Below are 25489 nucleotides of genomic sequence, written 5' to 3'. Positions count from 1 at the left end.
TTCGGCTTCGGCTTCGGCTTCGGCTTCGGCTTCGGCTTCGGCTTCGGCTTCGGCTTCGGCTTCGGCTTCGGCTTCGGCTTCGGAAGGCGTTTCTTCTACAGGGTCAGCATCGTCAACAGGTGCCTCATCCGGGGTCTGGACAATGTCCTCGACTGCGTCAGCCTTGGGGTCATCTTCCGGCTTTTGATCGGTTTTCTTCTTACCAGCCACCGCAATGTTCCCCTTTTCGAATCCAAAACAACCTGAACAACTAACCAGACTAAGTTAATCTGTGGCCTCGCCGCCCTCAACCCGCATCGCATGTTTCACAAGCTTTTTAACGGCTTTCCGCATTTTCTTCGGTGTCGGCTCTTTGGCAATCTTCAGGCGGACATAATCCAAGGAATAAAGGGGTTCAGCCGTGACCTCGCTGATTGCAGCCAGCCAAAGTGGTGCCGAACCCACCCAGATGTCGGCAAATTGTCGCGCTGTTCTGGGTGAAAATATGGGGGCAATCACCGGTTCATTGCCCTCAGCAACGGCGCCTGCCCGATCTGTGAGCGGTAACAGGTGCTGTTTATAGACAGGCTGTTCACGCACAGCCAGACCGGATTCGGTCAACCGTTCAGCAATGTTACCCCGGCTGTGTTCCCCCCGAAGATGAAGCAGCGGACTTTGGGGCCGGTGCTTTAGCAGGTTTGCAATCAGCTCTTCGGCAGTAGCACCCACCATCTGGGCATCCCAGCCCGCGCCTTTGGCCGTTCCGGTGGTAACAGGACCGACACAAAAGGCCGGCATCTTTCGAGATACATCTAAAGACATCGCCGCATTTACGGCGTTGGCCGAAGTAAAGATCAGCCCCTTTGCTTCATCCGCATGCACTTGCACCGCCAAAGGTTTTATTTCCAGGATCGGCGAATGGATAACCTCTACCCGGCTTCTGATGCGGGTTGGCAACTGCGCGACGAACCTTTCAGACGCAGCGCGCGGGCGGGTCATCAACAAATACAACAGTTGGCGCCTTCGGCCTTGGGATTGTTTGCATCCGCGCAGGGTGATACCCCGCTTGGCAACCAAGGTGTAACGGATCAGGCCAATGGTGCAAACACTTACTGTCCTCGGGTTGGAAAGCAGCTGTGATGACACGGCCGCCGCAGTCGTGCGCCAATCCGATGATACAGCCGCCGAAGTGCTGTCCTCGGTTGTCTATGGCCAGACCGAATTGCACAGCGCATTTGGTGGCGTGGTGCCTGAGATTGCCGCCCGCGCCCATGCGGAAAAGCTGGATACCTGTGTGATGCAGGCGTTAGAGGCCGCGGGTCTGGGCCTTGCCGACATGGACGCTATTGCCGTAACCGCCGGTCCCGGCCTGATTGGGGGGGTTATGTCAGGCGTCATGTGCGCCAAAGGGATCAGTGCCGCCACGGGCCTGCCATTGATCGGAGTCAACCATCTGGCCGGTCACGCGCTGACGCCACGCCTGACGGACGGGATCGCGTTTCCCTACCTGATGCTGCTGGTCTCGGGCGGGCACTGCCAATATCTGATTGCCCATGGGCCCGAGCAATTCACCCGTCTCGGCGGCACCATCGACGATGCCCCGGGAGAGGCCTTTGACAAGACAGCCCGCCTGCTGGGCCTACCGCAACCCGGTGGCCCCTCGGTCGAGGTAGAAGCCCGCACGGGCGATCCCAAGCGGTTCCGGTTTCCGCGGCCACTGCTGGACCGTCCGGGCTGCGATTTGTCCTTTTCCGGGCTCAAGACCGCGCTGATGCGAATGCGCGACCAGATCGTGGCCGAAAAAGGTGGCCTGACGCGTCAGGACCGCGCCGATCTTTGCGCCGGGTTCCAACAGGCCATCGTGGACACTTTGGCCGAGAAAACCCGCCGCGCAATCGACCTTTACCTATTGGAAGGCCCTGCGGAGGCGGTTGTGTCTGTTGCGGGCGGCGTAGCGGCAAATACGGCCATTCGTACCGTGTTAAAGTCTATCTGCGCCGAAAAAAGTGCCAGATTTACCGCCCCTCCGTTAGCCCTGTGCACCGACAATGCCGCCATGATCGCCTATGCCGGAATTGAACGTTTCCGCACGGGTGCCCGCGATGATCTGACCCTGACCGCGCGTCCGCGTTGGCCTCTGGATCAAACCAGCCCGGCCATGTTGGGCAGCGGCAAAAAAGGAGCCAAAGCATGAGCGTGTCGGTTCTGGGGTCCGGAGCGTTTGGAACAGCTCTGGCGATTTCGCTGGCCGGGAAAGGCCCCGTCACGCTATGGGCTCGGGATCCGGAACAGGCTCAGATGATGCAGAACCATCGCGTAAACAGCGCGCGCTTGCCGAATGCACCTTTGCCCAAGGCGATTACGGTTACTTCGGACGCTGATCTGGCGGCAGAAAGCGAAATCATCCTCCTGTCCGTGCCGATGCAGAAATTGCGGAGCGCGTTGTGTGCGCATTCTGCTACCCTCAGAGATAAAACGCTGGTCGCCTGCTGTAAGGGGATCGAGCTAACCTCGGGCCTTGGGCCGGTTTCCGTTATCCGTGAAACCGTCCCAGAGGCGCGCGCTGCGTTGTTGACCGGGCCAAGCTTTGCGGACGACATCGCGCGCGGCCTTCCCACCGCATTGACACTCGCTTGTGCGGATGATGCGATTGGTCGTGACCTGCAGCATGAATTGAGCACCACAAATCTGCGCCTCTATCGCACCGCGGATACTATCGGCGCCGAACTTGGTGGGGCCTTGAAAAACGTCATGGCCATCGGGTGCGGGGCCTGCATTGGCGAAGGCATGGGCGAAAGCGCCCGTGCCGCCCTTATGACGCGGGGCTTTGCCGAGATGCAGCGCTTTGCGCTGATGCGCGGGGCCCGCCCTGAAACATTGATGGGCCTGTCGGGTATGGGTGATCTGGTACTGACCTGCTGTTCCGAACTGTCCCGGAACTATCGATTTGGCCTGTCGCTTGGGCGTCAGGATGCTTTTGACACAAACACAACCGTCGAAGGTGTTGCCACGGCCAAGGCTTTGGCCAAAATTGCCAAAGCAGAAGATTTGGACATGCCCATTAGCACCATCGTGTCAGAAATAAGCACCGGAGAATGCAGCGTTGGTGAAGCCATGCGCTGGCTGCTGAACCGACCCCTGAAGGAGGAATAACATGCTGATCGCCCTTATCGCCAAGGATAAACCCGACGCGCTGCAAACCCGGCAGGATAACCGTTCCGCCCATCTGGCCTATATCGAGGAAACTGGTGTTGTTGCCCAGGCCGGACCCCTTCTGGAAGGCGATGCGATGATCGGATCACTGATCATCCTCGAGGTCGAGGATATGACGGCGGCGCAAAACTGGGCCGACAATGATCCCTATGCCAAGGCAGGTCTGTTCCAGTCGGTTGATCTGATCGTCTGGAAAAAGGTGGTCGGCTGATGGCGTATTGGCTGTTCAAATCCGAACCCTCGACCTGGAGTTGGGACCAGCAAGTCGCCAAGGGCGCAGAGGGCGAAGAATGGGATGGGGTGCGCAACTATCAGGCACGCAATTTCATGCGGCAGATGGCCGTGGGCGACCGTGGTTTTTTCTATCATTCGCAAAAAGACAAGGCGATTGTCGGCATTGTTGAGGTTTGCGCCGAAGCCCATCCCGACAGCACCACCGACGACGACCGCTGGGAATGCGTGGATATCAAAGCCGTGCGCCCCTTCACCACGCCGGTCACGCTGGATCAGATCAAAATGGATGAACGTCTGGGCGAGATGGTTCTTGTCAGAAACTCCCGCCTGTCCGTGCAACCGGTCAGCGATGCCGAATGGCAGGTGATCTGCGATCTGGGGCAGACGAAGTCGGATTGATTAAAGGGAAGGTCCTGACAGATGCAAAACCTTCCCTACCCCGCGTGCTCCCGACTCACCACACGCGTATAGAATTTCGGTTCTGACCGTCCTGGTCACAAACTGACATTAGCCCATTTGGCCGGTTTGGCACAAACAACAAGTACCTAAAATTGGAAACGCCCGCCACAGATCGGGCGGGCGCTGATTGGTCGAAACCCGGATTTAGCTATAGACCGACTCTTTGCCGAAATGCTTGGTCAGCATATAGTAAACGACAGCACGATACTTGTTGCGCTCGGACATGCCATAGGTTTCCAGCGCCTTGTTGATCGCTTCCATCAACTCGGGGCCGTCGGAAAGGCCCAGTTTCTTGACCAGGAAGTTGTTTTTGACGGTCTCAATTTCACCTGACTGAGTTGCTGCCACGGTCGACGCGTCGGCGTCATAAATCGCCGGACCACATCCGATTGTGACCTTGGTCAAGAGGTCCATGTCGGGGTCCATCCCGCATTTGTTTTTCAGATCATCTGCGTATTTGGCGATCAGTTCGTCGCGTTTTCCCATGAATATTTCTCCCGTTGAGCAGCTTTGGCTGCGATTTTCAATGCGCCTATGAACAGGTGTCGGAAGGTTAGTCAGTTGTTCTGTTTACACAAAGGGAAAATTTCAGGTCATTCCCCGTAAGCGAAATTATGGCAGCACAAATAGACTCCGCGTACCACAATGCCTGATTCTGGCCTTCTGCAAGGGTCAGGTGGTTTGGATTTAGGGCGCAGCGGGAAAATGTTGAAACCAGTGCAGCGCGCCGACATGGCACCTGCTAACCGACCGGTGGTTATCTGCAATATCCCCAACCCGGCCCCTGAAGATGGAAGTGGTCCGCATGCAGCCGGTTGTAGTTTGGGCCAAGTACCACCCGAAACCATTCGCATGCACCCCGGCCAATCCGGTGTAGAAAATCTGCTTCGGGTCCGGGTGTTGTCCAGTCCGACAGCAGGCTCAGGCTTCGCCCATCTGCCAACTCGACCCCGACAATATCGATGGCATCAGCGGTGGCATGACTGCTCCAACCGCTGTCCTTTCCCTGCGCGGTGCGCATTCGCCGGCAGTTATAGCTGCCCAGGTGGCGCAAGCTGCGCACCCTGCTGCCAAACATCTCGCGCGCGGCGGGTTGGACCACATGGTGTTCCCACATGGCCAATCGCAGAGCCGTGGCACAACGGGTCTCGACGCCATTGACGCTGGCCGTGGTTAAGCCCGAGAGAACCCCGCGCCCGGCTATTCCGCATTTCTCGTCGACAATCAGATCCTCGACCAGGGAAAAGCTTACCCCCGCCCCGGCCAATGCGGCCCTGCACTGCGTTTCATCGGCCAAAGCTCGTCGCATTTGCACAGGTGTGACCGGCGTGACCCGAGCCGTAATGGTCAGATCTCGCAAAGGGTTCCAGTGGTCCGGAACCGGTGATTGCGGGTGGGACAAAAGCCAGCAGCCACCCCCACCCATCAAAACCACCAAGGCGAGTGCTGAGAAAACGAAAGACGCCGCCAGATGCAATATCCGACGGCGTCCAGGAGGTTTGGTCATGCCTGACCCGCAATTAATAGCGGTAGTGTTCAGGCTTATAGGGGCCTTCCGGCTTCACTCCGATATAGGATGCCTGCTCGCTGTCCATCTGCGTCAGCTTCACGCCGATACGGTCCAGATGCAGGCGTGCAACCTTCTCGTCCAGATGTTTAGGCAGGATGTAGACCTTGTTTTCGTACTGATCGCCTTTGGTGAACAGCTCAATCTGGGCCAACACCTGATTGGTGAACGAAGCCGACATCACAAAAGACGGATGACCGGTGGCGTTGCCCAGGTTCAGCAGGCGGCCTTCGGACAGCAGGATCAGACGATTGCCCGAGGGCATCTCGATCATGTCCACCTGTTCCTTGATGTTGGTCCACTTGTGGTTCTTCAGGCTAGCCACCTGAATTTCGTTGTCAAAGTGACCAATGTTGCCGACGATGGCCATGTCCTTCATCGCGCGCATATGCTCGATGCGGATCACGTCCTTGTTGCCGGTCGTGGTGATGAAGATATCCGCGCTGTCAACTTCGTCTTCCAGCAGCGTAACCTCGAACCCGTCCATCGCGGCCTGCAGGGCGCAGATCGGATCAACTTCGGTCACTTTCACACGGGCACCGGCACCGCGCAGCGACGCGGCCGAGCCTTTGCCCACGTCACCATAGCCACAGACCACGGCAACTTTACCAGCCATCATAGTGTCGGTGGCGCGGCGGATACCGTCGACCAGCGATTCCTTACAGCCATATTTGTTGTCGAACTTCGACTTGGTGACACTGTCGTTGACGTTGATCGCGGGGAAAGGCAGTTGGCCTTCCCTGACCAGCTGGTACAGACGGTTCACGCCGGTCGTGGTTTCCTCGGACACGCCTTGGATCTGGTCGCGCATTTTGGTGAACCAACCGGGGGACGCGGCCATACGCTTGGCGATCTGCGCCTTGATGGCCTCTTCCTCTTCCGAGCCCGGTACGGGGATAATGTCTTCGCCCGCTTCGGCGCGGGCGCCCAGCAGGATATACAGCGTCGCATCGCCGCCATCGTCCAGGATCATGTTGGGGCCGTCGGTGAACAGGAAGGATTTGTCCAGATAATCCCAATGCTCTTCCAGCGTCTGGCCCTTGATGGCGAACACCGGAATTCCGGCTTCGGCAATCGCCGCCGCCGCATGGTCCTGGGTTGAGAAGATGTTGCACGACGCCCAACGCACATCCGCGCCCAGCGCCACAAGTGTTTCGATCAGAACGGCTGTCTGGATGGTCATGTGCAGCGACCCGACAATACGCGCGCCCTTCAGGGGCTTTGCGTTACCGTATTCCGCGCGCAGGGCCATCAGGCCCGGCATCTCGGTCTCTGCAATATCCAGTTCTTTGCGGCCAAACCCGGCCAGCGAAATGTCTTTGACGATATAGTCCCCGGCCATCAGGTGCTCCATTCCGGTATAATTCAATCCGGGTTGCCCTAGCATCCCTTTCGGGACGTGGCAACGCAGATGGCCGGAAACGGGGTTCTAAGCCGCCAAAATCAACTTGGTATGCCCTCTACCTTGATTTTGGGGATCGCTTGGAAAAAGTCGGTCCCAACGGCGACAATGCAACTGATGCCGTTCGGACGTGTCACCAAAACGGTATAGCTACCCGTTTCCTCTGAGGTCCAGACCTCCATCACCGATTGCGAGCCACGGGATTTTTGCAATCCACCAAAGGCCAGTTCCTCGGAATAACTGTCCTGTAGCGTTGAAATCAGTTGATCACGCAGCGCACAGCTTTGCTGGGCAAAGGCAGGCGGTGCAGTGGCGGCCATACCAAAGGCCAGAGCAATTCCTAACAAACGCTTGAACATAGCAAGCTCCTTTCGATACGAGTTACGTCCGAGAGGGGCACACCGGGAGGAGCATGCGCCCCCCTCGGTACAAATGTCGGTATCACCGCGCGCTTGTTCAAAGCACGATTGCTCAAGAAAAAGTTGGCAGCTGGTGATCTTGACAGGTACAGCTTACCACAAAAATGCGAATTTAATGTGTCCCACTTCACAAGGCATGGCAGAATGGCAACACAACCCCGCGCATGGCAAAGAATGCTTTCCGGGCGCAGGCTGGACCTGCTGGACCCAACACCGGTGGATATCGAGATTGAGGATATCGCGCATGGGCTGGCCTTTGTGGCCCGCTGGAACGGGCAGACACATGGCGATTTCGCCTATTCGGTGGCCGAGCATTCGCTGTTGGTCGAAGAGCTTTTTGGTCGTATTGCCCCCAAGGCACCGGTCAAATGGCGGCTGGCGGCCCTGTTACACGATGCGCCGGAATACGTGATCGGAGATATGATCTCTCCGGTCAAATCCGCTGTCGGTCCCGACTATGGCGCGCTGGATGACCGGCTGGCTGCGGCAATCCACATCCGGTTCGGCCTGCCCGCTGTGGTGCCTAAAACGGTAAAACGGCAAATCAAAAAGGCCGACAAGATCAGCGCCTGGATGGAAGCCACCCAGATCGCGGGCTTTTCCGAGGCCGAGGCGACAAAATTCTTCGGCCGCCCGGACAGGGTTATTATGGAAGGGCTGCAGATCAAATTGCGGCCACCCGTTGAAGTAAGATGTGCCTATACGCATAGACATTCGGCATTGATGGCCGAGATTGGGCCCTGACCACTATCAGCCTTCTGATCGCGCCACCTTCTGAAAGACTTTGCCGTCAATCTCATGGGCATGCCAACGCACTGGCGTCGCCTTCAGATTTGTTATTTCGGCCTTGCCCTCAGTCTTTTGTACTTCAATCTGCATAATCGTGCTGCTGGCAATGTCTCTATCGGCGAAACCCCACAGCAGACTTCCTAGGGAATAGGCGATTGGCACCGTCCGATCTCCGGTCTGTGTGCGATACAGCTGAATCGGCTGAGGGACATGGGGGTGGTGGCAGACGATAAGATCAGCTCCGAATTCGGCCAAGTCCTGTGCGGCTTCTTGCTGCGCTCGGCGCGGGAACAGCTCGAACTCATGACCCCAATGAATAATCGCAATAACCAGATCACAGCCAGCCGCTTTTGCGTTCGAAATCTGTGTCTTTAGAAGGGTGGTGTCCGGCGCTTGATGCTTTGAAGTCAGCTTGGCGATATTGATGCTCTGCTTTTGACCTTCAGGAAGCGCGTGGCCGTTGGTACCAAAAGCGCAGGACGCAAATCCGAACTTTATCCCTTTTCGTTCGATCGTTTTGACGGCTGTGGCTTCTGTCAAACTCTCATTCACGCCGATTTGCATGATATTTCTGTCACTTAAGACGTTTAGAGTCGTCTCAAGCCCCTCAACACCCATGTCGAGAATATGGTTGTTTGCAAGGTTCAAAACATCAATGAACCTCTCGTTATGGCTGGTCAAAGCATCGAACTGTTCTTCCGACGCACATTCGATCGGCGGGCCGGCGTCCCCGATCACTTCGTCAATCAAAGGCTGTGTCGTTACAGGTGACTCGTAGTTGGCGACCAAAATATCATCCTGAAACAAAAGATCTTCGATCTCAGCATATACCTGGTCTTTTGCGACACTGGCCCTGTGGGTTCTTAGAATGTCCCCGGCAAAGCTCAGAGTGACCGAATTTGATGTGTCACTGATGTCAGCGGTTGAAAGTCGTACGGCCGTTTTAGTCATAAAGCCGGACTGATCCAGCTCCGCTTCAGGCTGCTGAATGGGGTTCTTACTTTTATAGACCCAGTACAGGTTGTCCAAAATGTTCATTTCGGAAAGCTCACCCGCAGCGCCCTTTCGTGGTCGCGCCCAAAACCCAAATCTCTCTGCTGCCCAGGTGACAACAGAGACAATGACTTTAAGGCCAGGGTTGGAAATACGGAGGCTCTCGTATGGCGTATTAGGGAGCGGCGACACTTCGATACATCTCAACTATTTGTTCGGAAAATATAATTATTGAACTTAACGACAACACAAACTGGTTAACAGACACTAAATTAAAGTCTTCAGGGGTGGCGGTCCATCAGCCGCGACAAAGCATATGTTTGGTGGCCGCATGTCGAGACTCAATTCGGTTTTTCGGCTTCATGAGTTCTGGTCTGTTATGCGCAAGCTAAACCCACGACCTCATCGCGGGCTACGCTTCGCCAAGATCCGTTGCAATGTCCGGCGGTGCATGTTCAGGCGTCGCGCGGTTTCACTGACGTTGCGATCACACAACTCATAGACCCGCTGGATATGCTCCCAGCGCACGCGATCCGCGCTCATTGGGTTTTCCGGCGGCGGGGGCAGTTCGTCGCCCTTGGCCAGCAATGCGTTGGTGATGTCGGTGGCGTCGGCGGGCTTCGACAAATAGTCGGTGGCACCGATCTTGACGGCAGCCACAGCGGTGGCAATCGCGCCGTACCCTGTCAGAACCACAACCCGGCTGTCGGGGCGCTTTTCGCGCAGCACTTCGACCACATCCAGGCCGTTGCCATCCTCCAACCGCAGGTCAACAACCGCATATGCAGGTGGACGTGCTGTGGAAATTGCGCGGCCAGCGGCGACAGAGCCGGCGGTTTCAACCTCGAACCCGCGTTTTTCCATGGCCTTGGCCAGACGTCTCAGAAACGGTTCGTCATCATCCACCAATAACAGCGATTTATCCGGGCCGATGTCGAGGTCAGAGCTGTCCGCCATATTCTATTCTTTCCGCTAATTCACGCCGTTGGCTTAAACATGAGTAATAGCAGCGCCATTGCAAAGGTCAAACAGACCGTTGCGTTCTAGATCTTGTCCAGAAAGCAGCCTACCTTGTCAGCCATCTGCTCGGCTGTGTCATTGCGATCGAAAAATTCGATAAACCCGTCCTGGGGTGTGACCAGATAAGTAAAGGTCGAGTGATCAACCAGATAGTACTCATCACTTTTGTCATGGGCCTTATAATAGGTCTTATAGGCCTTGCTGGCGGCCTTGACCTGATCGGGCGTGCCGGTCAGGGCGATGGTCTTACCACCAAGGTTAAAGGCGTAATCGGCCATAACTTCGGGTGTGTCGCGATCCGGGTCGATCGAGATAAACAGCGGCGTCACCGATTGCCCGCGTTCGGCCAGAATATCCACCGCTTCGGCATTGCGGGACATGTCAAAGGGGCAAACATCCGGACAGAAAGTATAGCCGAAGTAGACCAGCGTAGGTTCGGTTATCACCTGTTTGTCGGTCACAGTCTCGCCCTTGCCGTTGATCAGTTCGAAGGGCCCGCCAATGGTGGCCGTACCCCCTGCGATCTGGCTGGACCGGCACTGCGCGAATTTGTCGTCCGAGCCTGCGCCGCGCGTCAGCAGCCACATGGCCCCCAGACCTACGGCCAAAACAACTGTTGCAAGGATAGCGTATAGACGGACCATGGCATCTTACCTGACGATAGAGGAGTTGTTGATCGTTCCGGCCGGGACACCTATCAAGATGAACAGCCGATGCAACAGGACATAATGGACCAATGGCAGATTCCAACATCACTTTTTGGCCTGGTCAGGAACGCAGCTGGATTCGCCTGCGGACGCTGATCCTGCTGCGCTGGGTGGCCATTTTTGGCCAGATCACCGCAATCACCGTGGCGCAACAGACCTATGATGTGCAGTTGGATGTGACGCTGTGCTATCTGGCCATCGGCATTTCGGTCATGGGCAACTTGACGGCTATTCTTGTCTTTCCACGCAACAAACGCCTGTCCGAGTTCGAGAACTTTCTGATGGTGTTGTTCGATTTGTTGCAGCTGACCATCCTGCTGTACCTTACCGGAGGCCTCAATAATCCGTTCGCCTTGCTGTTGGTGGGTCCTGTGACTATCTCGGCCAATGTCATGAGCACCCGGTCAACCCTGATCATCGGTACGGTGGCCATCATTCTGACCACGCTGCTAGCCGAATTTCACCTTCCCCTGCACACGGATGGCGGTGTGGATCTTGAGATCCCTGATATCCTTCTGTTCGGAAACTGGGCTGCCATCGTTATCGCGATCGTTTTCCTGGGGGCCTATTCCCACCGCGTAAGCTCTGAGGTGCAGTCGATGTCTCAGGCGCTGTCGGCCACGCATATGGCCCTCGCTCGTGAACAGAAACTGACCGATCTTGGTGGAGTTGTCGCCGCCGCCGCGCACGAACTTGGAACACCTCTGGCAACAATCAAACTGACCAGTGCCGAACTGATTGAAGAGCTGGACGACCGCCCGGACCTGAAAGAAGACGCCGCCTTGATCCGCGAACAGGCCAATCGTTGCCGCGACATTCTGCGCGACATGGGGCGGGCTGGCAAAGACGACCTCCACCTGAGACAGGCCCCCCTGTCCACTGTCATCCATGAGGCCGCCGAGCCACATATCAACCGCGGCAAGCAGGTACACTTTGCCGAAGGTCCGGTTGGGGATGGCGATGTTCAACAACCTTCGATCCTGCGTAAACCTGAGATCATCCACGGAATGCGCAACCTCATCCAGAATGCTGTGGATTTCGCGCGCAGCAACGTCTGGGTCGAAGCGGAATGGACAGCCGAAAGGATTACGATCAACATCATGGATGACGGCCGCGGGTATCCTTCGCAAATGATTGGCCGGATCGGGGATCCGTTCATGCGCCGACGGCGGGCAGAATCGGAAAAGCGGGCCCGGCCGGAATATGAAGGTATGGGCCTGGGCCTGTTCATCGCAAAAACCCTGCTGGAACGCAGCGGTGCGCATTTGGACTTCGCCAATGGCTCTGATCCATATCAGACCTTGTCGGACAATCCCGAACGTATAGGGGCCATCGTCCGGGTATCCTGGCCGCGAAAACTTGTGGATGCACAGACCGGCGACACCCCCGTTCCTTCAGGTGTAAATCAGCATATCCAAGTCTGAGTTAAGACCCCGTTAACCATTTCCACCCATAGCTATACCCGTGAATTCACCGCGGGAGAGCACATGGTCGACTGGATCATATTGGCCGTCATCAGTGTGGTGTCTGCCAGTCTGGCGGTTCAATGGCTTTTGCCCCGTCGTCAGCAGACAAGTGACAATTTCGGCCTGTCCGAGCCGGCCTCGTTGTTCAATGTCGTGTTTCTGTTCGACGGTGACCGCCTGATCAGCCACACAGACATCGCTCTGGATGGGTTTGAGGCTGTGCGCGACTGGTCAGATCTGCGTCGGCTGCTGCAGCGGGATTTTCCGGGCTTTCCTGAAACCCCTGAACGCGTCAGGCACGAAGGGAATCTAGTCATCCCCGCCATTGATTGCTCGGTCGAGCGGGACGTTTTGTGCGAATGGATCGACGGGGTCGTGCGCGTACAGCTGCGGGAAAGCTCTGATTACCCCAGAACCGTATTGCGCGAGAATAGCGATCCGATCCGCCTGGCGATGGAACTGGCGCCCTACCCGGTCTGGCATCTGGATTATCAAAACAAGATCCGCTGGTGCAACGCCGCCTATGTCTCGCTTGTCCGCAAAGTGCGCGGTGGCGATACCGACCTGACTGCACCTCTTTTTCCCGGGCCCGAAAATGGCGCGCGTATCAGCGCCAAGACCCGTGTATTCATTTCGTCCGAAGACAGTGCAAACAAGCTTTGGTTTGACCTGACGATGGTGGACCATCCGGAAGGCAGCCTTTGCTACGCTGTGGACATCAACGCCATCGTCGCCGCCGAGACAGCGCAGCGAAAATTCGTACAGACGATGACCAAAACCTTTGCGCAGCTGTCCATCGGCTTGGCCATTTTTGACAGAAATCGCCAACTTGCACTGTTCAACCCCGCCTTGATTGACCTGACCACCCTGCCCCCGGATTTCCTGAGCTGCCGCCCCAACCTGTCCAGTTTCTTTGACCGCCTGCGCGATCAGCACATGATGCCGGAACCCAAGAACTATCGCAGCTGGCGTAATCAGATGAACGATCTGCTGGAGGCCGCAGAAGACGGAAATTACCAGGAAACATGGTCGCTGCCATCCGGCTCGGTCTATTCCGTCAGCGGCCGCCCGCACCCGGACGGTGCGGTGGCCTTTCTGTTCGAAGATATCACGGCCGAGATCACGTTGACCCGCCGCTTTCGGGCGGAAATGGATTTGATGCAATCCATCCTGGATAAGCTGGCCGACGCGGTTGCCGTTTTCGGTGATGACGGTACCTTGGCCTTCACCAATTATGCCTATCAGAAATTATGGGGTGAAGCCGATGGTGCCGGATTTGAACCCGACACGGTTCTGGACGTGACCCGCAACTGGCAGAAACATTGCACGGCCACTCCAATTTTGGGTGAAATCCGGGATTTCGTGGAAATGCGGGACAGCCGGGCTGAGTGGTCAGCCAGAATCCAAATGCGTAACGGAACCGATCTGAACTGCACCATCTGCCCATTGCAAAACGGGGCCACCATCATTCGCTTTGCCACGCACAATGCGTTGCCACAGCACGAGATACAGCAAATCAGCGCCTGAACCGGGTTGCAGCCAATCCAGCGTGGGGCCATTGTGGCGCCATGACGTTACCACCCCTCAGGATCACCCTGAATTCGCCCGAAGATACGACAAATTTTGCCAGTCGGCTGGGCGCGATTCTGCATCCGGGCGACATCCTGCTGCTGCAGGGTGAGATCGGAACCGGTAAGACCCATTTCGCGCGCAGTCTGATCCAATCGCTGATGACCCGGCCCGAGGATGTGCCCTCGCCCACATTCACGCTGGTTCAGGTCTATGACACCCGTAAAGGTGAGATTTGGCACTGCGATCTATACCGGCTGAGCGCGGTGGAGGAAGTCGAAGAGCTTGGGCTGGCCGAAGCGATGGAGCAAGCGATCTGCCTGATTGAGTGGCCCGAGAAACTGGGCCCGCTGACACCCGGTTCTGCCCTGACGATGACATTTGAAACAGACCCGGACATGCTGGATATGCGCCACATCACCCTCACATGGACCGACGAAAAATGGGCTCAAAAACTGGAGGTCAGCGAATGACAAACCGCGCCGTCCTTGCCGAAGCTCTGATTTCACACACGCCGTGGTCCAAGGCCCGCCGAGAGCCTTTGGCGGGGGATGCCTCGAACCGCCGGTACGAGCGCCTGACCGACCCGGTCACGGGCAAATCAGCTGTTCTGATGGATTCGCCCCCGGGCCAGGCGGAACCGGTCGAAGCCTTCGTACGGATGGCCCGGCATTTACAATCTATCGGGCTAAGCGCCCCACAGATCTACGCCGAAGACACGCAATATGGGTTTCTTCTTTTGGAAGACCTTGGCGATGACCTGTTCGCGCGGGTTCTGGTCAAACATCCCGATATGGAGCAGGAATTATACGAGGCCGCAACAGATGTCCTGATCACGTTGCACGAGGCCCCGACCCTGTCGCTGCAATCTTACGGCCCGGCACTGATGACCGAACTGGCGGCCTTATCCTTCACCAAATACGCCCAAGGGGTTCTTGACGATTATGACCAGGATGCGCAGGATCGGTTCGAACACCGATTTGCTGATATCCTGCATCAAGAAACATCCGGCACCAAAGTTGTTGTCCAAAGGGATTACCACGCGGAAAACCTGATCTGGCTCCCTGACCGCCAAGGGGTTGAGCGCGTTGGATTGCTGGATTTTCAGACCGCCATGCTGGGCCATCCTGCCTATGATCTGGTGTCTTTGCTCCAGGATGTGCGCCGCAAAGTGACGCCGGGTACGGAAATGCGGATGGTCAGCCACTATATCTCGGCTACGGGCGTCAACGATCATGATTTCCGCAGTGCCTATGCCGTGCTGGGTGCCCAGCGAAATCTGCGGATTCTTGGTGTGTTTACCCGGCTTGCGATCGAGTATGGCAAACCCCATTATGTCGATTTGATCCCCGCTGCGTGGGGCCATCTGATGCGGGATCTGGATCACCCGGCGCTGGTGAATGTTGCCGACCTGCTGCGCGCGGCTCTACCCGCGCCGACACCCGAAAACCTGAACAGGCTCAGAAAGAGATGACCCAGCCCCCCAATGCCGTCATGCTGTTCGCAGCCGGGTTCGGCACCCGCATGGGCACCCTGACCCTGAACCGCCCCAAGCCGCTGATCGAGGTAGCCGGGCGCCCGCTGATCGACCATACGCTGGATCTGGTTGACGCGCTTGGGCCGGTTCGCAAAGTGGCCAACCTGCACTATCTGCCGGATCAGCTTGAGGCGCATTTGGCACCGAAAGGCGTACTTGTTTCACACGAAAAGCCCGACATTCTGGATACTGGGGGCGGATTACGGGCAGCTTTGCCCTTATTAGGGTCTGATTCAGTGTTCACGTTGAATTCAGATGCCATTTGGTCCGGCCCGAACCCGCTGACAATACTGCGCGCCGCCTGGAACCCTGATTTGATGGACGCATTGCTAATGTGCATCCCGACCGCGCAGGCGATTGGTCATGCCGGCGCCGGAGACTTTACTGCTGATGAAGCGGGCCGGATTACCCGCGGCCCCGGATTGATCTACGGAGGCGTGCAGATCATGAAGACGGAAGGGCTGGTCGAAATTCCAGACAAGGTGTTTTCGCTGAACCTGCTTTGGGATCGGATGCAAAAGAAAGACCGGCTGTTTGCCCTGACCTATCCCGGCCGCTGGTGCGATGTTGGCCATCCGGAAGGGATCGCCCTTGCTGAAGGTCTGTTGGCGGATGTTTGACCCCTCACCCCTGCCCCGCGTCTTTGCCGTACCTCCGGGTGTGGATTTTCCAAAGACGCTGGTCCGGGGGTTGAGAAATCGCTGTGCCGCTCTTCCGCCCGAGGCTTTGGCCCGAGTGGAGCTGGTTGTTAACACGCGGCGTATGGCTCGCAGGGTGCGTGAGCTGTTCGACCAGGGCCCTGCCTGTTTGTTGCCGCGCCTATCACTGGTGACTGATCTGGGTGAAAGCGTGAATCTGGCGCAGATACCACCCGCAATCCCGCCCCTGCGACGGCGGCTGGAATTGACGCAGCTTGTCTCGAAGCTGCTGGATCAACAACCGGATCTGGCGGCGCGCTCGTCTTTGTTTGACCTGTCAGACAGTCTGGCCGCATTGATAGATGAGATGCAGGGCGAAGGCGTTTCACCCGAAGCGATCCGGCGGCTGGATGTCACCGACATGTCCGGGCATTGGGCCCGCGCGCAGGCGTTTATCGGGATTGCGGATCAGTTCATCGACTCAGAAGACGACATCCTGGACACGCAGGCCCGGCAGCGCCGCGTGGTCGAGAACCTAATCAAACATTGGCGAGTGGATCCACCTCAGCACCCGGTCATTCTTGCCGGCTCGACGGGGTCACGGGGAACGACACTGATGCTGATGCAAGCCGTTGCCTGCCTGCCGCAGGGCGCATTGATCCTGCCGGGTTTTGACTTTGACCAGCCCGATCAGGTTTGGGCTCAGCTGGATGCGGCGTTAACCTCTGAGGATCACCCGCAATACCGGTTCCGGAAGCTGATGAACCAGCTTGGGCAGAACCCGGATCAAATCACAGCCTGGACCCAGGACAATCCACCCTCACCCGCCCGTAACAAACTGATATCGCTTGCGTTACGCCCTGCCCCGATCACGGATGCATGGATGTCCGAAGGTCCACAACTGACCGATCTGCATGGTGCAACCAAGGACCTGACCCTGGTCGAGGCGCAGTCCCCCCGGGCCGAGGCCCTGGCCATAGCACTCCGCTTGCGAGAGGCGGCTGAAACCGGCCAGACCGCCGCTCTGATCACCCCCGACCGCATGCTGACCCGTCAGGTCAGCGCTGCGCTGGATCGGTGGAACATCCTGCCCGATGACAGTGCTGGCCTGCCGCTGCAGCTGTCCCCGCCCGGACGGTTCCTGCGCCATGTCGCGGCCCTGTTCGCGCGCCGATTGGACGGCGAAGCGCTGTTGACCCTGCTGAAACATCCGCTCTGCCATGACGGGGGCGAGCGTGGCTCTCATCTGTTGCACACCCGCGATCTGGAACTGGACCTGCGCCGCCACGGGCCACCATTCCCGGATGCCGCCAGCCTGACGGCATTTGCCATCCGCAAAGAGGTGCCCGAAGGCTGGGTCCAGTGGTTGGTGCAGCATTTCTGCGACCAGCAAATCGCTGATGAGTTGCCACTGGCGGATTGGGTTGATCGCCTCTGCGGGTTGGCTCAGGCCATTTCCGCGGGCAACACCGGCGATTCCGGCACCCTATGGGACAAGAACGCCGGTCAAAAGGCCCTGGCGGTTGTGACCGAGCTGCGAAATGAGGCTCAGCATGGCGGCACTATGACCGCCCATGACTTTGCCGATCTGCTGGGTGCTTTGCTGGCCGGAGAAGAAGTCCGCGACCGCGACGCGCCACACCCCCGGATCATGATCTGGGGCACGCTCGAGGCCCGGGTGCAGGGCGCCGATTTGCTAATCCTTGGCGGTTTGAACGAGGGCAGTTGGCCCGAGGCGCCCGCGCCCGATCCCTGGTTGAACAGGCAGATGCGCGATAAGGCCGGGCTGTTGCTGCCAGAGCGGCGCATTGGCTTGTCGGCACATGACTTCCAGCAGGCTATCGGCGCGCCCGAGGTCTGGCTGACCCGGTCGACCCGGTCCGACGATGCCGAAACCGTTCCTTCCCGCTGGTTGAATCGGTTAACCAACCTGTTGAGTGGCCTGGCAGAACAGGGTGGCCAAACCGCCCTTGCAGAAATGCGCGGCCGAGGGCGGCAATATCTGGGGTGGTCCGAACAACTAGAATACGCTCCAGAAATCAAGGCGGCACCGCGCCCATCTCCGCGCCCTCCGGTCGGGTCGCGCCCGCGCCGCCTGAGCGTCACTGAGATCAAGCGCCTGATCCGTGATCCTTATGCGATCTACGCCAAACATGTGCTGCGGTTGAAACCTCTGGACCCTTTGGTTCAGGCCCCGGATGCGCTGCTGCGCGGGATTGTAATCCATGAGATTTTGGAGCAGTTCGTGAAGGACAGCGTGTTGGACACGGCCTTGCTGACACGCGAAAGCTTCCTGAAACGCGCCGAAAGCCTGTTGGTCCAGCATGTCCCATGGCCCACAGCGCGCAAATCATGGCTCGCGCGGCTGGAACGGATTGCGGATGATTTCCTGCGGGCCGAGACCACCAGGCGCAGCGATGGTGGGCCTGTGGCTTTTGAGGCCGCGATGAAACTGGCGCTCAGTCCGCTGGATTTCACCATAGTCGGGCGCGCCGACCGCATTGACCTCAACAGTCGTGGCGCGTTGCGGCTTCTCGATTATAAAACCGGTGCGCCTCCGACCGAAAGTCAGCAGGCCAAGTTTGACAAACAGTTGCTGATCGAAGCCGCAATGGCCGAGCAGGGCGGGATCGAAGGGTTTGACCCGCTGCCTGTGGCCGAAGCAATTTTTATCGGCATGGGCGGCAGCTATAAAGAGGTGCCCGCGCCTCTGACCAAAGAGCCGGTCGACAAGGTCCTGGCCGAGCTGAAACAGCTGGTTTCCTCTTATTTAGAGCCTGATCAAGGCTTCACCTCGCGCCGCATGCTGCACAAGGATACCGATATCGGGGACTATGACCATCTGGCACGTTTCGGTGAGTGGGACCGAACCAGCAACAGCGCCCCCGAGGACCTGAAATGAGCGCCCGCAACGACGCAACCGAACGACAGGTGCAGGCCGCACGACCCGATGCCTCGACCTGGCTGGCGGCCAATGCAGGATCTGGCAAAACGCGGGTTCTGACCGACCGGGTGGCGCGGCTGTTGCTGGACGGGGTGCAGCCGCAACACATCCTGTGCCTGACCTACACCAAGGCCGCCGCCAGCGAGATGCAAAACCGGTTGTTCAAACGCCTCGGTGAGTGGGCCATGCTGGGGGATGCTCCGCTTTTGGCGCAGCTGACCGATCTCGGCGTTCAGGGTGCGATTGACCCGGGCCGCCTGGCGCAGGCCCGCACATTGTTTGCCCGTGCGATCGAAGCGCCCGGCGGGTTGAAAATTCAGACCATCCATTCTTTCTGTGCCTCGCTACTGCGCCGTTTCCCGCTTGAGGCCGGGGTCAGCCCGCAATTCACCGAGATGGAGGATCGCGCCGCCGCCTTGCTGCGCGAAGAAATCGTCGAGGATTTTGCCCAAGGGCCGATGGCCAATCTGATCGGGGATGTCGCCCGTTTTGTGACTGACACAGGGTTCGACAAACTGACCGCCGCCATCACGCAAAAGCGCAATCTGTTTGCGCAGGCCGTCGATTGGACGCAGGTTTTGCAGCAATTCAATCTGCCCGCCGGCTTTGACGAAGAGCTCTTGCTGGGTCAGGCGTTTTTGGGGGGCGAGGTCGACCTTATTCGCAGCGTCCTGCCCGCACTGACCGAAAGCGGTGGGAATAACGCCAAGGCAGCCACCAGGCTTGCGGCCTTCACCCGCGCCGATATCAGTGCGCTGCCGGTGCTTGAAGATGTATTTCTGACCGGAAAGGCGGCCAAGGACCCGTTTACCGCCAAGATTAACGCTTTCCCGACCAAACCCCTGCGCGAAGGTGTTCTGGCGGGTCAGATGCCACAGCTATATGCGTTGATGTTGCGCATTGAAGCCGCGCGTGAACAGCGGCTTGCACTGGTTGCAGCCCGCAAAACGCTGGCACTTCACCGGTTCGCAATGGCCTTTCTGCCGGAATATGAGCGGCGCAAGCAACTGCGCGGCTGGCTGGACTTTGACGACCTGATCCTGCGCGCCCGAAACGTACTAAACGACCCGGCGGTAGCGTCTTGGGTATTGTACCGGCTGGACGGCGGGATTGACCATATCCTTGTGGATGAGGCCCAGGATACCAGCCCGGACCAATGGGACGTCGTCGAAAAGTTGGCGCAGGAATTCACCAGCGGGGAGGGGGCCCGGTCCGGGATTGAGCGCACTATTTTCGTGGTGGGTGACAAGAAACAATCGATCTATTCCTTCCAGGGGGCCGACCCTCAGGCCTTTGACAGGATGCAGGCCGAATTTGGGCGGAAACTGGAAGAATCAGGCTCTAAACTGTGGGATTCTACGCTGGAGTACTCGTTCCGCTCCTCCAGCGCCATTCTGTCTCTGGTCGATATTCTGTTCGAAAACCATGCCGAGGCCGGGTTTCACAAAGAAAGCCAGCACCGCGCCTTCAAGTCCGATCTGCCAGGGCGCGTCGACCTATGGCCGGTGGTCGAAAAAGTCAAAGACGAGGAAGATACCGAATGGACCGACCCGGTGGACCGCCCTGGAGCGCGCCACCATACCGTTGTTCTGGCCGAGCAGGTTGCACAGTCGATCAGGGATATGATCGAACAGGGGGAAACCATCCCCGAAGATGGCGAGGTACCGGGCAGTTTCGTCCGGCGAAAGGTACAGCCGGGGGATTTTCTGATCCTCGTCCAGCGCCGCTCGGACCTGTTTGCTGAGATCATCCGCGCCTGCAAGGCTGCCGAACTGCCGATTGCAGGGGCTGACCGGTTGAAGGTCGGAGCCGAGCTTGCGGTCAAGGACCTGGCGGCTCTGCTGAGCTTTTTGGCCACGCCCGAGGACAGCTTGTCGCTGGCCACGGTACTGAAATCGCCTCTATTTGGCTGGTCCGAACAGCGGCTTTTTGATCTGGCACATCGGCGACAAGAGCAATTCCTTTGGGCAGCGCTGCGAAATCGGGCCGAGGAGTTTCCCGAGACGCTGGCCATTCTGAATGACCTACGCAGCCAAATCGACTTTCTGCGCCCCTATGACCTGATCGAGCGGATTCTGACCCGTCATCACGGGAGACGCCTGTTGTTGGGTCGGCTGGGCCCCGAGGCCGAAGACGGCATCAACGCGCTGTTGTCACAGGCGCTGGCCTATGAACGCACCGACATTCCAAGCCTGACAGGTTTTTTAGTCTGGATGCAGACGGACGATCTGGAGATCAAACGGCAGATGAGCGGTGTCGGCAACATGATCCGCGTGATGACCGTGCACGGATCGAAAGGGTTGGAAGCCCCCATCGTGATCCTGCCGGATACCGGCAGACGGCAAGCCCCGCGCGATGCCGAGATCATGGTGACGGATGCTAAGCCACTATGGAAAGTACCGGCAGACGCGTCCCCGGCGCTGATCGCGCAGGCGCGAGCCGAGGCGCGCGAACGGGAAGAGAATGAGCGGTTGCGCCTGTTATACGTGGCGTTGACCCGTGCAGAGAAGTGGCTAATCGTTGGTGCGGCAGGGGATGTCGGCAAGGACGGAACCAGTTGGTATCAACTGGTGCAGGCGGCTATGGCGCGGGCAGGGGCAACAGCTCTGCCCAACAGTGAGATCCTGCGCTTGTCGCACGGAGATTGGCATGATCCGGAATTTATCGAACACACAGGCGCCGTTCATGCCCACAGCGAATTGCCGCCGACCTTCCTGAATTCCGCCCCCGCGGTTGATGCGGCGCCGGAAACCCTCAGCCCGTCTGATCTGGGCGGGGCCAAGGCCTTGCCCGGGGACATGGGCCTGGATGAAGAGGCCGCCAAGCTGCGCGGCACCCGCCTGCACCTGCTGCTGGAGCATTTGCCGCGGGTCCTTCCTGAGAACTGGCCGCAGCTTTGCGCACGGGTTCTTCCCGATATGCGTGAGGCCGAGCGGCAAGGATTGCTGGCCGAGGCGCAAAATGTGTTGACGGCGGATCACCTGAAGGCAGTGTTCGCCCCCGATATCTTGGCCGAAGTCCCGGTAACGGCCGATCTGGGCGGGCGGCGTATCCATGGTGTCATTGACCGGCTGATCGTCACTGAAACGGACGTCCAAGTAATTGATTTTAAATCTAATATGACAGTTCCAGACAATGCAGCAACCTGCCCCGAAGGACTGCTGCGACAGATGGGTGCCTATGCTGATTCATTGTCGCAGATCTATCCGGACCGCGAAGTCAGAACTGCAATTCTGTGGACCCGAACAGCCCAGCTGATGTGGCTGCCACACGATCTGGTGAAAGCTGCGCTAACCCGTGCGCTGACGCCTTGACCTTGGCATACCCGACACCTAGTTTCAGTGACCAAGCATTCCCCATTCAGGAGACAGAATATGTCGACCGTAGCTGTTACCGACGATACTTTTGACGCCGAAGTCAAGAATTCCGACATCCCCGTAGTTGTCGATTTCTGGGCCGAATGGTGTGGCCCCTGTAAACAGATCGGACCCGCTCTGGAAGAGTTGGCGGCTGAATATGGCGACAAGGTCAAGATCGCCAAAGTCGATGTAGACAGCAACCCGAACTCTGCCGCCGCCATGGGCGTACGTGGCATCCCGGCGCTGTTCATCTTCAAGGATGGTCAGGTCGTTTCGAACCGCGCAGGCGCCGCGCCGAAAGCCGCGCTGCAAAGCTGGATCGAAGAAGCGCTCTGATCCGGTTCGGGAAACAACGTTTGAAGGCGCCTTATTCGGGGCGCCTTTTTTCGTATCTGGGGCAAAGCGCTTCCGCCTGAATTGTCTGACTGGAAAAAGCTGCGCAGAAAAAGAAAAAGCCGCCCAGACCCGGGCGGCTTATCTTGAATTCACGAATTCTCGTGGATCAGAGGGTGGTGATATCCGCGCGGCACAGGCCGATATCGTCCAGCTGTTCATCACTGAGAGCCGACAGGGCATTGCGGGTTTTGCGGGATTCATTCCAATCGGCGGCTTTTTCAAAAGCGCCAAAAAACGCGTCCACTACATGCAGGATGGTAGCTGCTCCGAGCGGCGCATGGATATTTGCGGTAGTTGCCATTTGCGCATTCCTTATAAACAGAAACAGCCGACCCGTTGTCGGTTGTGAGCCTCATGTAGGATTTTCAACTGAGTCCCACAATTGCTGGTTTTACAGCCCCGATTTGCGTTTTTTGCATATCTTATAAGCAAGTTGTGAACTGTTGCGCTGCGGATGAGACCGGCCCATATAGAACAGCAGGCGAAAACGGAGGCCCCCATGGCAGACAGCGACTTTCCCGGTTGGCACGGCACAACCATTATTGGCGTCAAAAAAGGCGGGCAGGTGGTCATTGCCGGAGACGGGCAAGTCAGCTTGGGCCAGACCGTGATCAAAGGGACCGCGCGCAAGGTACGCCGCCTGTCACCCGGCGGGTTCGAGGTTGTCGCAGGCTTCGCCGGATCAACCGCCGATGCCTTTACCCTGCTGGAACGTCTGGAAACCAAGCTTGAGGCCACGCCCGGCCAACTGGCCCGCGCTTCGGTCGAGCTGGCCAAGGACTGGCGCACCGACAAATACCTGCAAAAGCTTGAGGCGATGTTGATCGTCACTGATGGCAAGGATCTGCTGGTGATCACCGGGGCAGGGGATGTGCTGGAGCCGGAACACAACGTGGCTGCCATCGGATCGGGTGGCAATTTTGCCCTGGCGGCGGCGCGCGCGATGATGGATGGCGACAAACCGGCGGAACAAGTCGCCCGCGAAGCCATGGCCATCGCCGCCGATATCTGCGTCTATACCAATGGCAATCTCACGGTTGAGAAGATCGGCGGCTAATCCGGCTGCTTACCTTTTCGACGGCAGTTTTGGCCCCAGAATCGTTCCCGACCGGGCGCCAATATTCGGACCCGGCAGGTTTATCTGCCGAGAAGACCCTGGCCGACCCATGAATTGCCCAGACCGCGCGCCGAGATTTGGACCAACAGACTCAAGTGGGTAAAAACTGCGACCCATGATTTGCCCAGATCGCGCTCCAAGATTTGGGCCAACAGACTCAAGTGGATCAAACTTGCGCCCCATAAATTGGCCGGATTGGGAACCAGGCGGTTTCCTCGGCCCCAAAACTGTACTCGAACTTTCGTGTGCTGCCCGCTTGTTGACAACGTGACCGCCTAGATCAGAGGAATCTGCCAGAAACGGCGGCGGCGGCGCCACCTGCTGCGCAGGCAATGGGCCCGTGGCCAACAGCCCAATCAATAGTGCCGCGCCCGTAATCCTGAGGGATTGGATTACCTTCATCTTCCCTGCTCTCAATCGTGGACAATATCCGTCTAAGCCAATAGAGCCGAGATTTCCTTGGATTTCCAGCGCCGATGCATGCCGATCAGCCCCAGTATCGCCGCGACGATCACGATGTAATAGGGCAGGCGGATGTCGATACTCATCAACCCGCCGCCGATCAGGGACATGACGCCCCCGGCCAAACAGAAGACGGCCGTGGTCACCCCCATGACCCAGCCTTGATCGGTGTCGCTGACACTGGAGGAAAACAGGCCCAGCAGTGTCGGGTATGAGACGCCAAAGAAGAAATAGAAGAAAAAGACCGGGACATAGCTCAGCACACCGCTGGGGCTGAAGGCGAAACCTAGGCCGCTGATCACCATCACAACCAGTGAGACATAGATGATCTGGTGTTTGCTGAACCGTTCCTGCGCAGGTTTGACCAGGAAGGTGCTGGAAAAGGCCAGCGCAACCCCGATGACGACCATGGCCATGCTGCCGCCGATGACCCCGTATCCAAATGCGCTGGTCAGGAAGTTGTCGACAAACACATAGAAGGTCACATTGGCGATCATGAACAGGCCATAGACCGGCATGATTTTCAGAACCATCGGATGTTCGCGCACCGCTATCAGGCTGTCGGTGATATCGCGGGGGCGAAAGACAAAGGACTCACGCTCGGTCCGGGTATCCTTGAAATACGCGGCGACAAGGAAAATGGCGATCAACACCAGAACAAAGGCGCCGTAGAATGGCGTTTTCAGCGTCGCCGCGCTGCCCAGCAGGGCCGAGTCCGACAGGACCGCGCCAATAATGGGACCGCCAACCAGGCCAAAACTGACACCTGTCACGATATAGCCCATGTTGCGGTCGCGGTCGGCGGCATCGGTGCTGCCGTCAATCATTGCCGCCTGCGCGATAGGCTGGTTGCCAGCCGTAAACCCCGTGATCGACCGGCCGACAATCAACAGCAGCAGGCTGTTGAGATACAGCGCAGCGATGGTCAGCGCATAACCTATCAATGCCCCTCCCAGACACACTAACAGCGCGTTCTTGCGACCAATGGAATCTGAAACCTTAGAGACATAGACCACGCCTAGAAACCAGGACAGAAAGAAACAGCCAATCACCAAGCCGTAGTAGAAATGCCGGGTGCCCATGGCCGTGTTTTCAGGCAGGAACCCCGATTTCGTCTCCATGATCAGTGAGTTGATGATCGGAAAGACCAACCCTTGCCCGATCAGGTCGACAAACACGACAAACAGCAGGGTGATCTTGGCAATCTTGGTCATTTCCG

The 25489-nt window shown here is 57.9% G+C and carries 24 protein-coding genes and 1 pseudogene; 14 read left to right on the top strand and 11 right to left on the bottom strand.

From position 1 onward, the window contains the following. Both AC2FJ5_RS14850 and AC2FJ5_RS14845 read right to left on the bottom strand, forming a co-directional pair. A pseudogene (locus tag AC2FJ5_RS14850) lies at positions 1-210 on the bottom strand (hypothetical protein); the annotation flags it as partial. Positions 211-264: 54 nt separating this feature from the next. Next, the gene (locus AC2FJ5_RS14845) at positions 265-978 is read right to left on the bottom strand and encodes a uroporphyrinogen-III synthase (protein WP_496793814.1); all 714 of its coding nucleotides are present in this window, start codon (positions 976-978) and stop codon (positions 265-267) included. 97 nt (positions 979-1075) lie between these two features. Between AC2FJ5_RS14845 and tsaD the strand changes: the two genes are divergently transcribed. From tsaD to AC2FJ5_RS14825, 4 genes are read left to right on the top strand one after another with little or no spacing between them, the layout of a single operon-like run. Beyond that, on the top strand, positions 1076-2173 hold the full coding sequence (tsaD, locus tag AC2FJ5_RS14840; protein ID WP_496793812.1) for a tRNA (adenosine(37)-N6)-threonylcarbamoyltransferase complex transferase subunit TsaD: 1098 nt from the start codon (positions 1076-1078) through the stop codon (positions 2171-2173). Next, a complete protein-coding gene (locus tag AC2FJ5_RS14835; protein WP_496793811.1) occupies positions 2170-3132 on the top strand; it encodes an NAD(P)H-dependent glycerol-3-phosphate dehydrogenase in 963 nt (320 codons plus the stop codon). The genes tsaD and AC2FJ5_RS14835 overlap by 4 nt, the downstream gene beginning before the upstream one ends. Position 3133: 1 nt before the next feature. Further along, entirely contained in the window at positions 3134-3403 is a 270-nt protein-coding gene (locus AC2FJ5_RS14830; RefSeq protein WP_496793810.1) for a YciI family protein, read from the top strand. Continuing rightward, positions 3403-3825 (top strand): EVE domain-containing protein, encoded by a 423-nt coding sequence (locus AC2FJ5_RS14825; RefSeq protein WP_496752266.1) that lies wholly within the window; start codon positions 3403-3405, stop codon positions 3823-3825. Before AC2FJ5_RS14830 ends, AC2FJ5_RS14825 begins: the two co-directional genes overlap by 1 nt. 204 nt (positions 3826-4029) lie before the next feature. On the opposite strand, the gene AC2FJ5_RS14820 is transcribed toward AC2FJ5_RS14825, so the two are convergent. The 4 genes from AC2FJ5_RS14820 to AC2FJ5_RS14805 form a co-directional block, all read right to left on the bottom strand. Further along, entirely contained in the window at positions 4030-4371 is a 342-nt protein-coding gene (locus AC2FJ5_RS14820; protein ID WP_496752268.1) for a DUF2853 family protein, read from the bottom strand. 271 nt (positions 4372-4642) lie between these two features. After that, positions 4643-5392, bottom strand: coding sequence for an extensin-like domain-containing protein (locus tag AC2FJ5_RS14815; RefSeq protein ID WP_496793809.1), 750 nt, complete (start codon positions 5390-5392; stop codon positions 4643-4645). Positions 5393-5405: 13 nt separating this feature from the next. Then, positions 5406-6794: an adenosylhomocysteinase gene (gene ahcY / locus AC2FJ5_RS14810; protein ID WP_496698761.1), complete on the bottom strand. Its 1389-nt coding sequence runs from the start codon at positions 6792-6794 to the stop codon at positions 5406-5408. 101 nt (positions 6795-6895) lie between these two features. After that, positions 6896-7213: a hypothetical protein gene (locus tag AC2FJ5_RS14805; RefSeq protein ID WP_496698658.1), complete on the bottom strand. Its 318-nt coding sequence runs from the start codon at positions 7211-7213 to the stop codon at positions 6896-6898. Between the two features lie 204 nt (positions 7214-7417). On the opposite strand from AC2FJ5_RS14805, the gene AC2FJ5_RS14800 reads away from it, so the two are divergent. Next, a complete protein-coding gene (locus AC2FJ5_RS14800) occupies positions 7418-8017 on the top strand; it encodes an HD domain-containing protein (RefSeq protein WP_496793807.1) in 600 nt (199 codons plus the stop codon). A 6-nt stretch (positions 8018-8023) separates the two neighbouring features. On the opposite strand, the gene AC2FJ5_RS14795 is transcribed toward AC2FJ5_RS14800, so the two are convergent. The 3 genes from AC2FJ5_RS14795 to AC2FJ5_RS14785 form a co-directional block, all read right to left on the bottom strand. Further along, a complete protein-coding gene (locus AC2FJ5_RS14795; protein ID WP_496709492.1) occupies positions 8024-9100 on the bottom strand; it encodes a CapA family protein in 1077 nt (358 codons plus the stop codon). Positions 9101-9457: 357 nt separating this feature from the next. Further along, positions 9458-10012 (bottom strand): ActR/PrrA/RegA family redox response regulator transcription factor, encoded by a 555-nt coding sequence (locus tag AC2FJ5_RS14790; protein WP_142637470.1) that lies wholly within the window; start codon positions 10010-10012, stop codon positions 9458-9460. Positions 10013-10098: 86 nt separating this feature from the next. Beyond that, positions 10099-10719, bottom strand: coding sequence for an SCO family protein (locus tag AC2FJ5_RS14785; protein ID WP_281973374.1), 621 nt, complete (start codon positions 10717-10719; stop codon positions 10099-10101). Positions 10720-10811: 92 nt separating this feature from the next. Between AC2FJ5_RS14785 and regB the strand changes: the two genes are divergently transcribed. The 8 genes from regB to trxA all read left to right on the top strand — a co-directional run bounded on the left by regB (position 10812) and on the right by trxA (position 22631). Next, positions 10812-12206, top strand: a complete 1395-nt coding sequence (gene regB, locus AC2FJ5_RS14780; RefSeq protein WP_142637465.1) for a sensor histidine kinase RegB — start codon at positions 10812-10814, stop codon at positions 12204-12206. A 63-nt stretch (positions 12207-12269) separates the two neighbouring features. Beyond that, entirely contained in the window at positions 12270-13775 is a 1506-nt protein-coding gene (locus AC2FJ5_RS14775) for a PAS-domain containing protein (RefSeq protein WP_142637463.1), read from the top strand. Between the two features lie 41 nt (positions 13776-13816). After that, on the top strand, positions 13817-14290 hold the full coding sequence (gene tsaE, locus AC2FJ5_RS14770) for a tRNA (adenosine(37)-N6)-threonylcarbamoyltransferase complex ATPase subunit type 1 TsaE (protein ID WP_496690190.1): 474 nt from the start codon (positions 13817-13819) through the stop codon (positions 14288-14290). Further along, entirely contained in the window at positions 14287-15291 is a 1005-nt protein-coding gene (locus tag AC2FJ5_RS14765) for an aminoglycoside phosphotransferase family protein (protein ID WP_496793806.1), read from the top strand. Before tsaE ends, AC2FJ5_RS14765 begins: the two co-directional genes overlap by 4 nt. Beyond that, entirely contained in the window at positions 15288-15974 is a 687-nt protein-coding gene (locus AC2FJ5_RS14760; RefSeq protein ID WP_496793805.1) for a nucleotidyltransferase family protein, read from the top strand. Before AC2FJ5_RS14765 ends, AC2FJ5_RS14760 begins: the two co-directional genes overlap by 4 nt. Beyond that, on the top strand, positions 15967-18894 hold the full coding sequence (gene addB / locus AC2FJ5_RS14755; protein WP_496793819.1) for a double-strand break repair protein AddB: 2928 nt from the start codon (positions 15967-15969) through the stop codon (positions 18892-18894). The genes AC2FJ5_RS14760 and addB overlap by 8 nt, the downstream gene beginning before the upstream one ends. Next, a complete protein-coding gene (addA, locus tag AC2FJ5_RS14750; protein WP_496793803.1) occupies positions 18891-22250 on the top strand; it encodes a double-strand break repair helicase AddA in 3360 nt (1119 codons plus the stop codon). The genes addB and addA overlap by 4 nt, the downstream gene beginning before the upstream one ends. A gap of 60 nt (positions 22251-22310) precedes the next feature. Then, complete coding sequence (gene trxA / locus AC2FJ5_RS14745; RefSeq protein WP_271950641.1) at positions 22311-22631, top strand: thioredoxin; 321 nt, start codon at positions 22311-22313, stop codon at positions 22629-22631. A 166-nt stretch (positions 22632-22797) separates the two neighbouring features. Here the strand turns inward: trxA and AC2FJ5_RS14740 are convergent, their stop codons facing one another. Beyond that, entirely contained in the window at positions 22798-22992 is a 195-nt protein-coding gene (locus AC2FJ5_RS14740) for a DUF1127 domain-containing protein (RefSeq protein WP_142637449.1), read from the bottom strand. Between the two features lie 198 nt (positions 22993-23190). On the opposite strand from AC2FJ5_RS14740, the gene hslV reads away from it, so the two are divergent. Next, on the top strand, positions 23191-23748 hold the full coding sequence (gene hslV / locus AC2FJ5_RS14735; protein WP_496698671.1) for an ATP-dependent protease subunit HslV: 558 nt from the start codon (positions 23191-23193) through the stop codon (positions 23746-23748). A gap of 494 nt (positions 23749-24242) precedes the next feature. On the opposite strand, the gene AC2FJ5_RS14730 is transcribed toward hslV, so the two are convergent. Further along, the gene (locus AC2FJ5_RS14730) at positions 24243-25484 is read right to left on the bottom strand and encodes an MFS transporter (protein WP_496793802.1); all 1242 of its coding nucleotides are present in this window, start codon (positions 25482-25484) and stop codon (positions 24243-24245) included. Positions 25485-25489 lie beyond the last annotated feature (5 nt).

Source organism: Ruegeria sp. CDSA221 (genome assembly GCF_059611825.1).
This window is presented reverse-complemented; position numbering and strand designations above follow the sequence as displayed.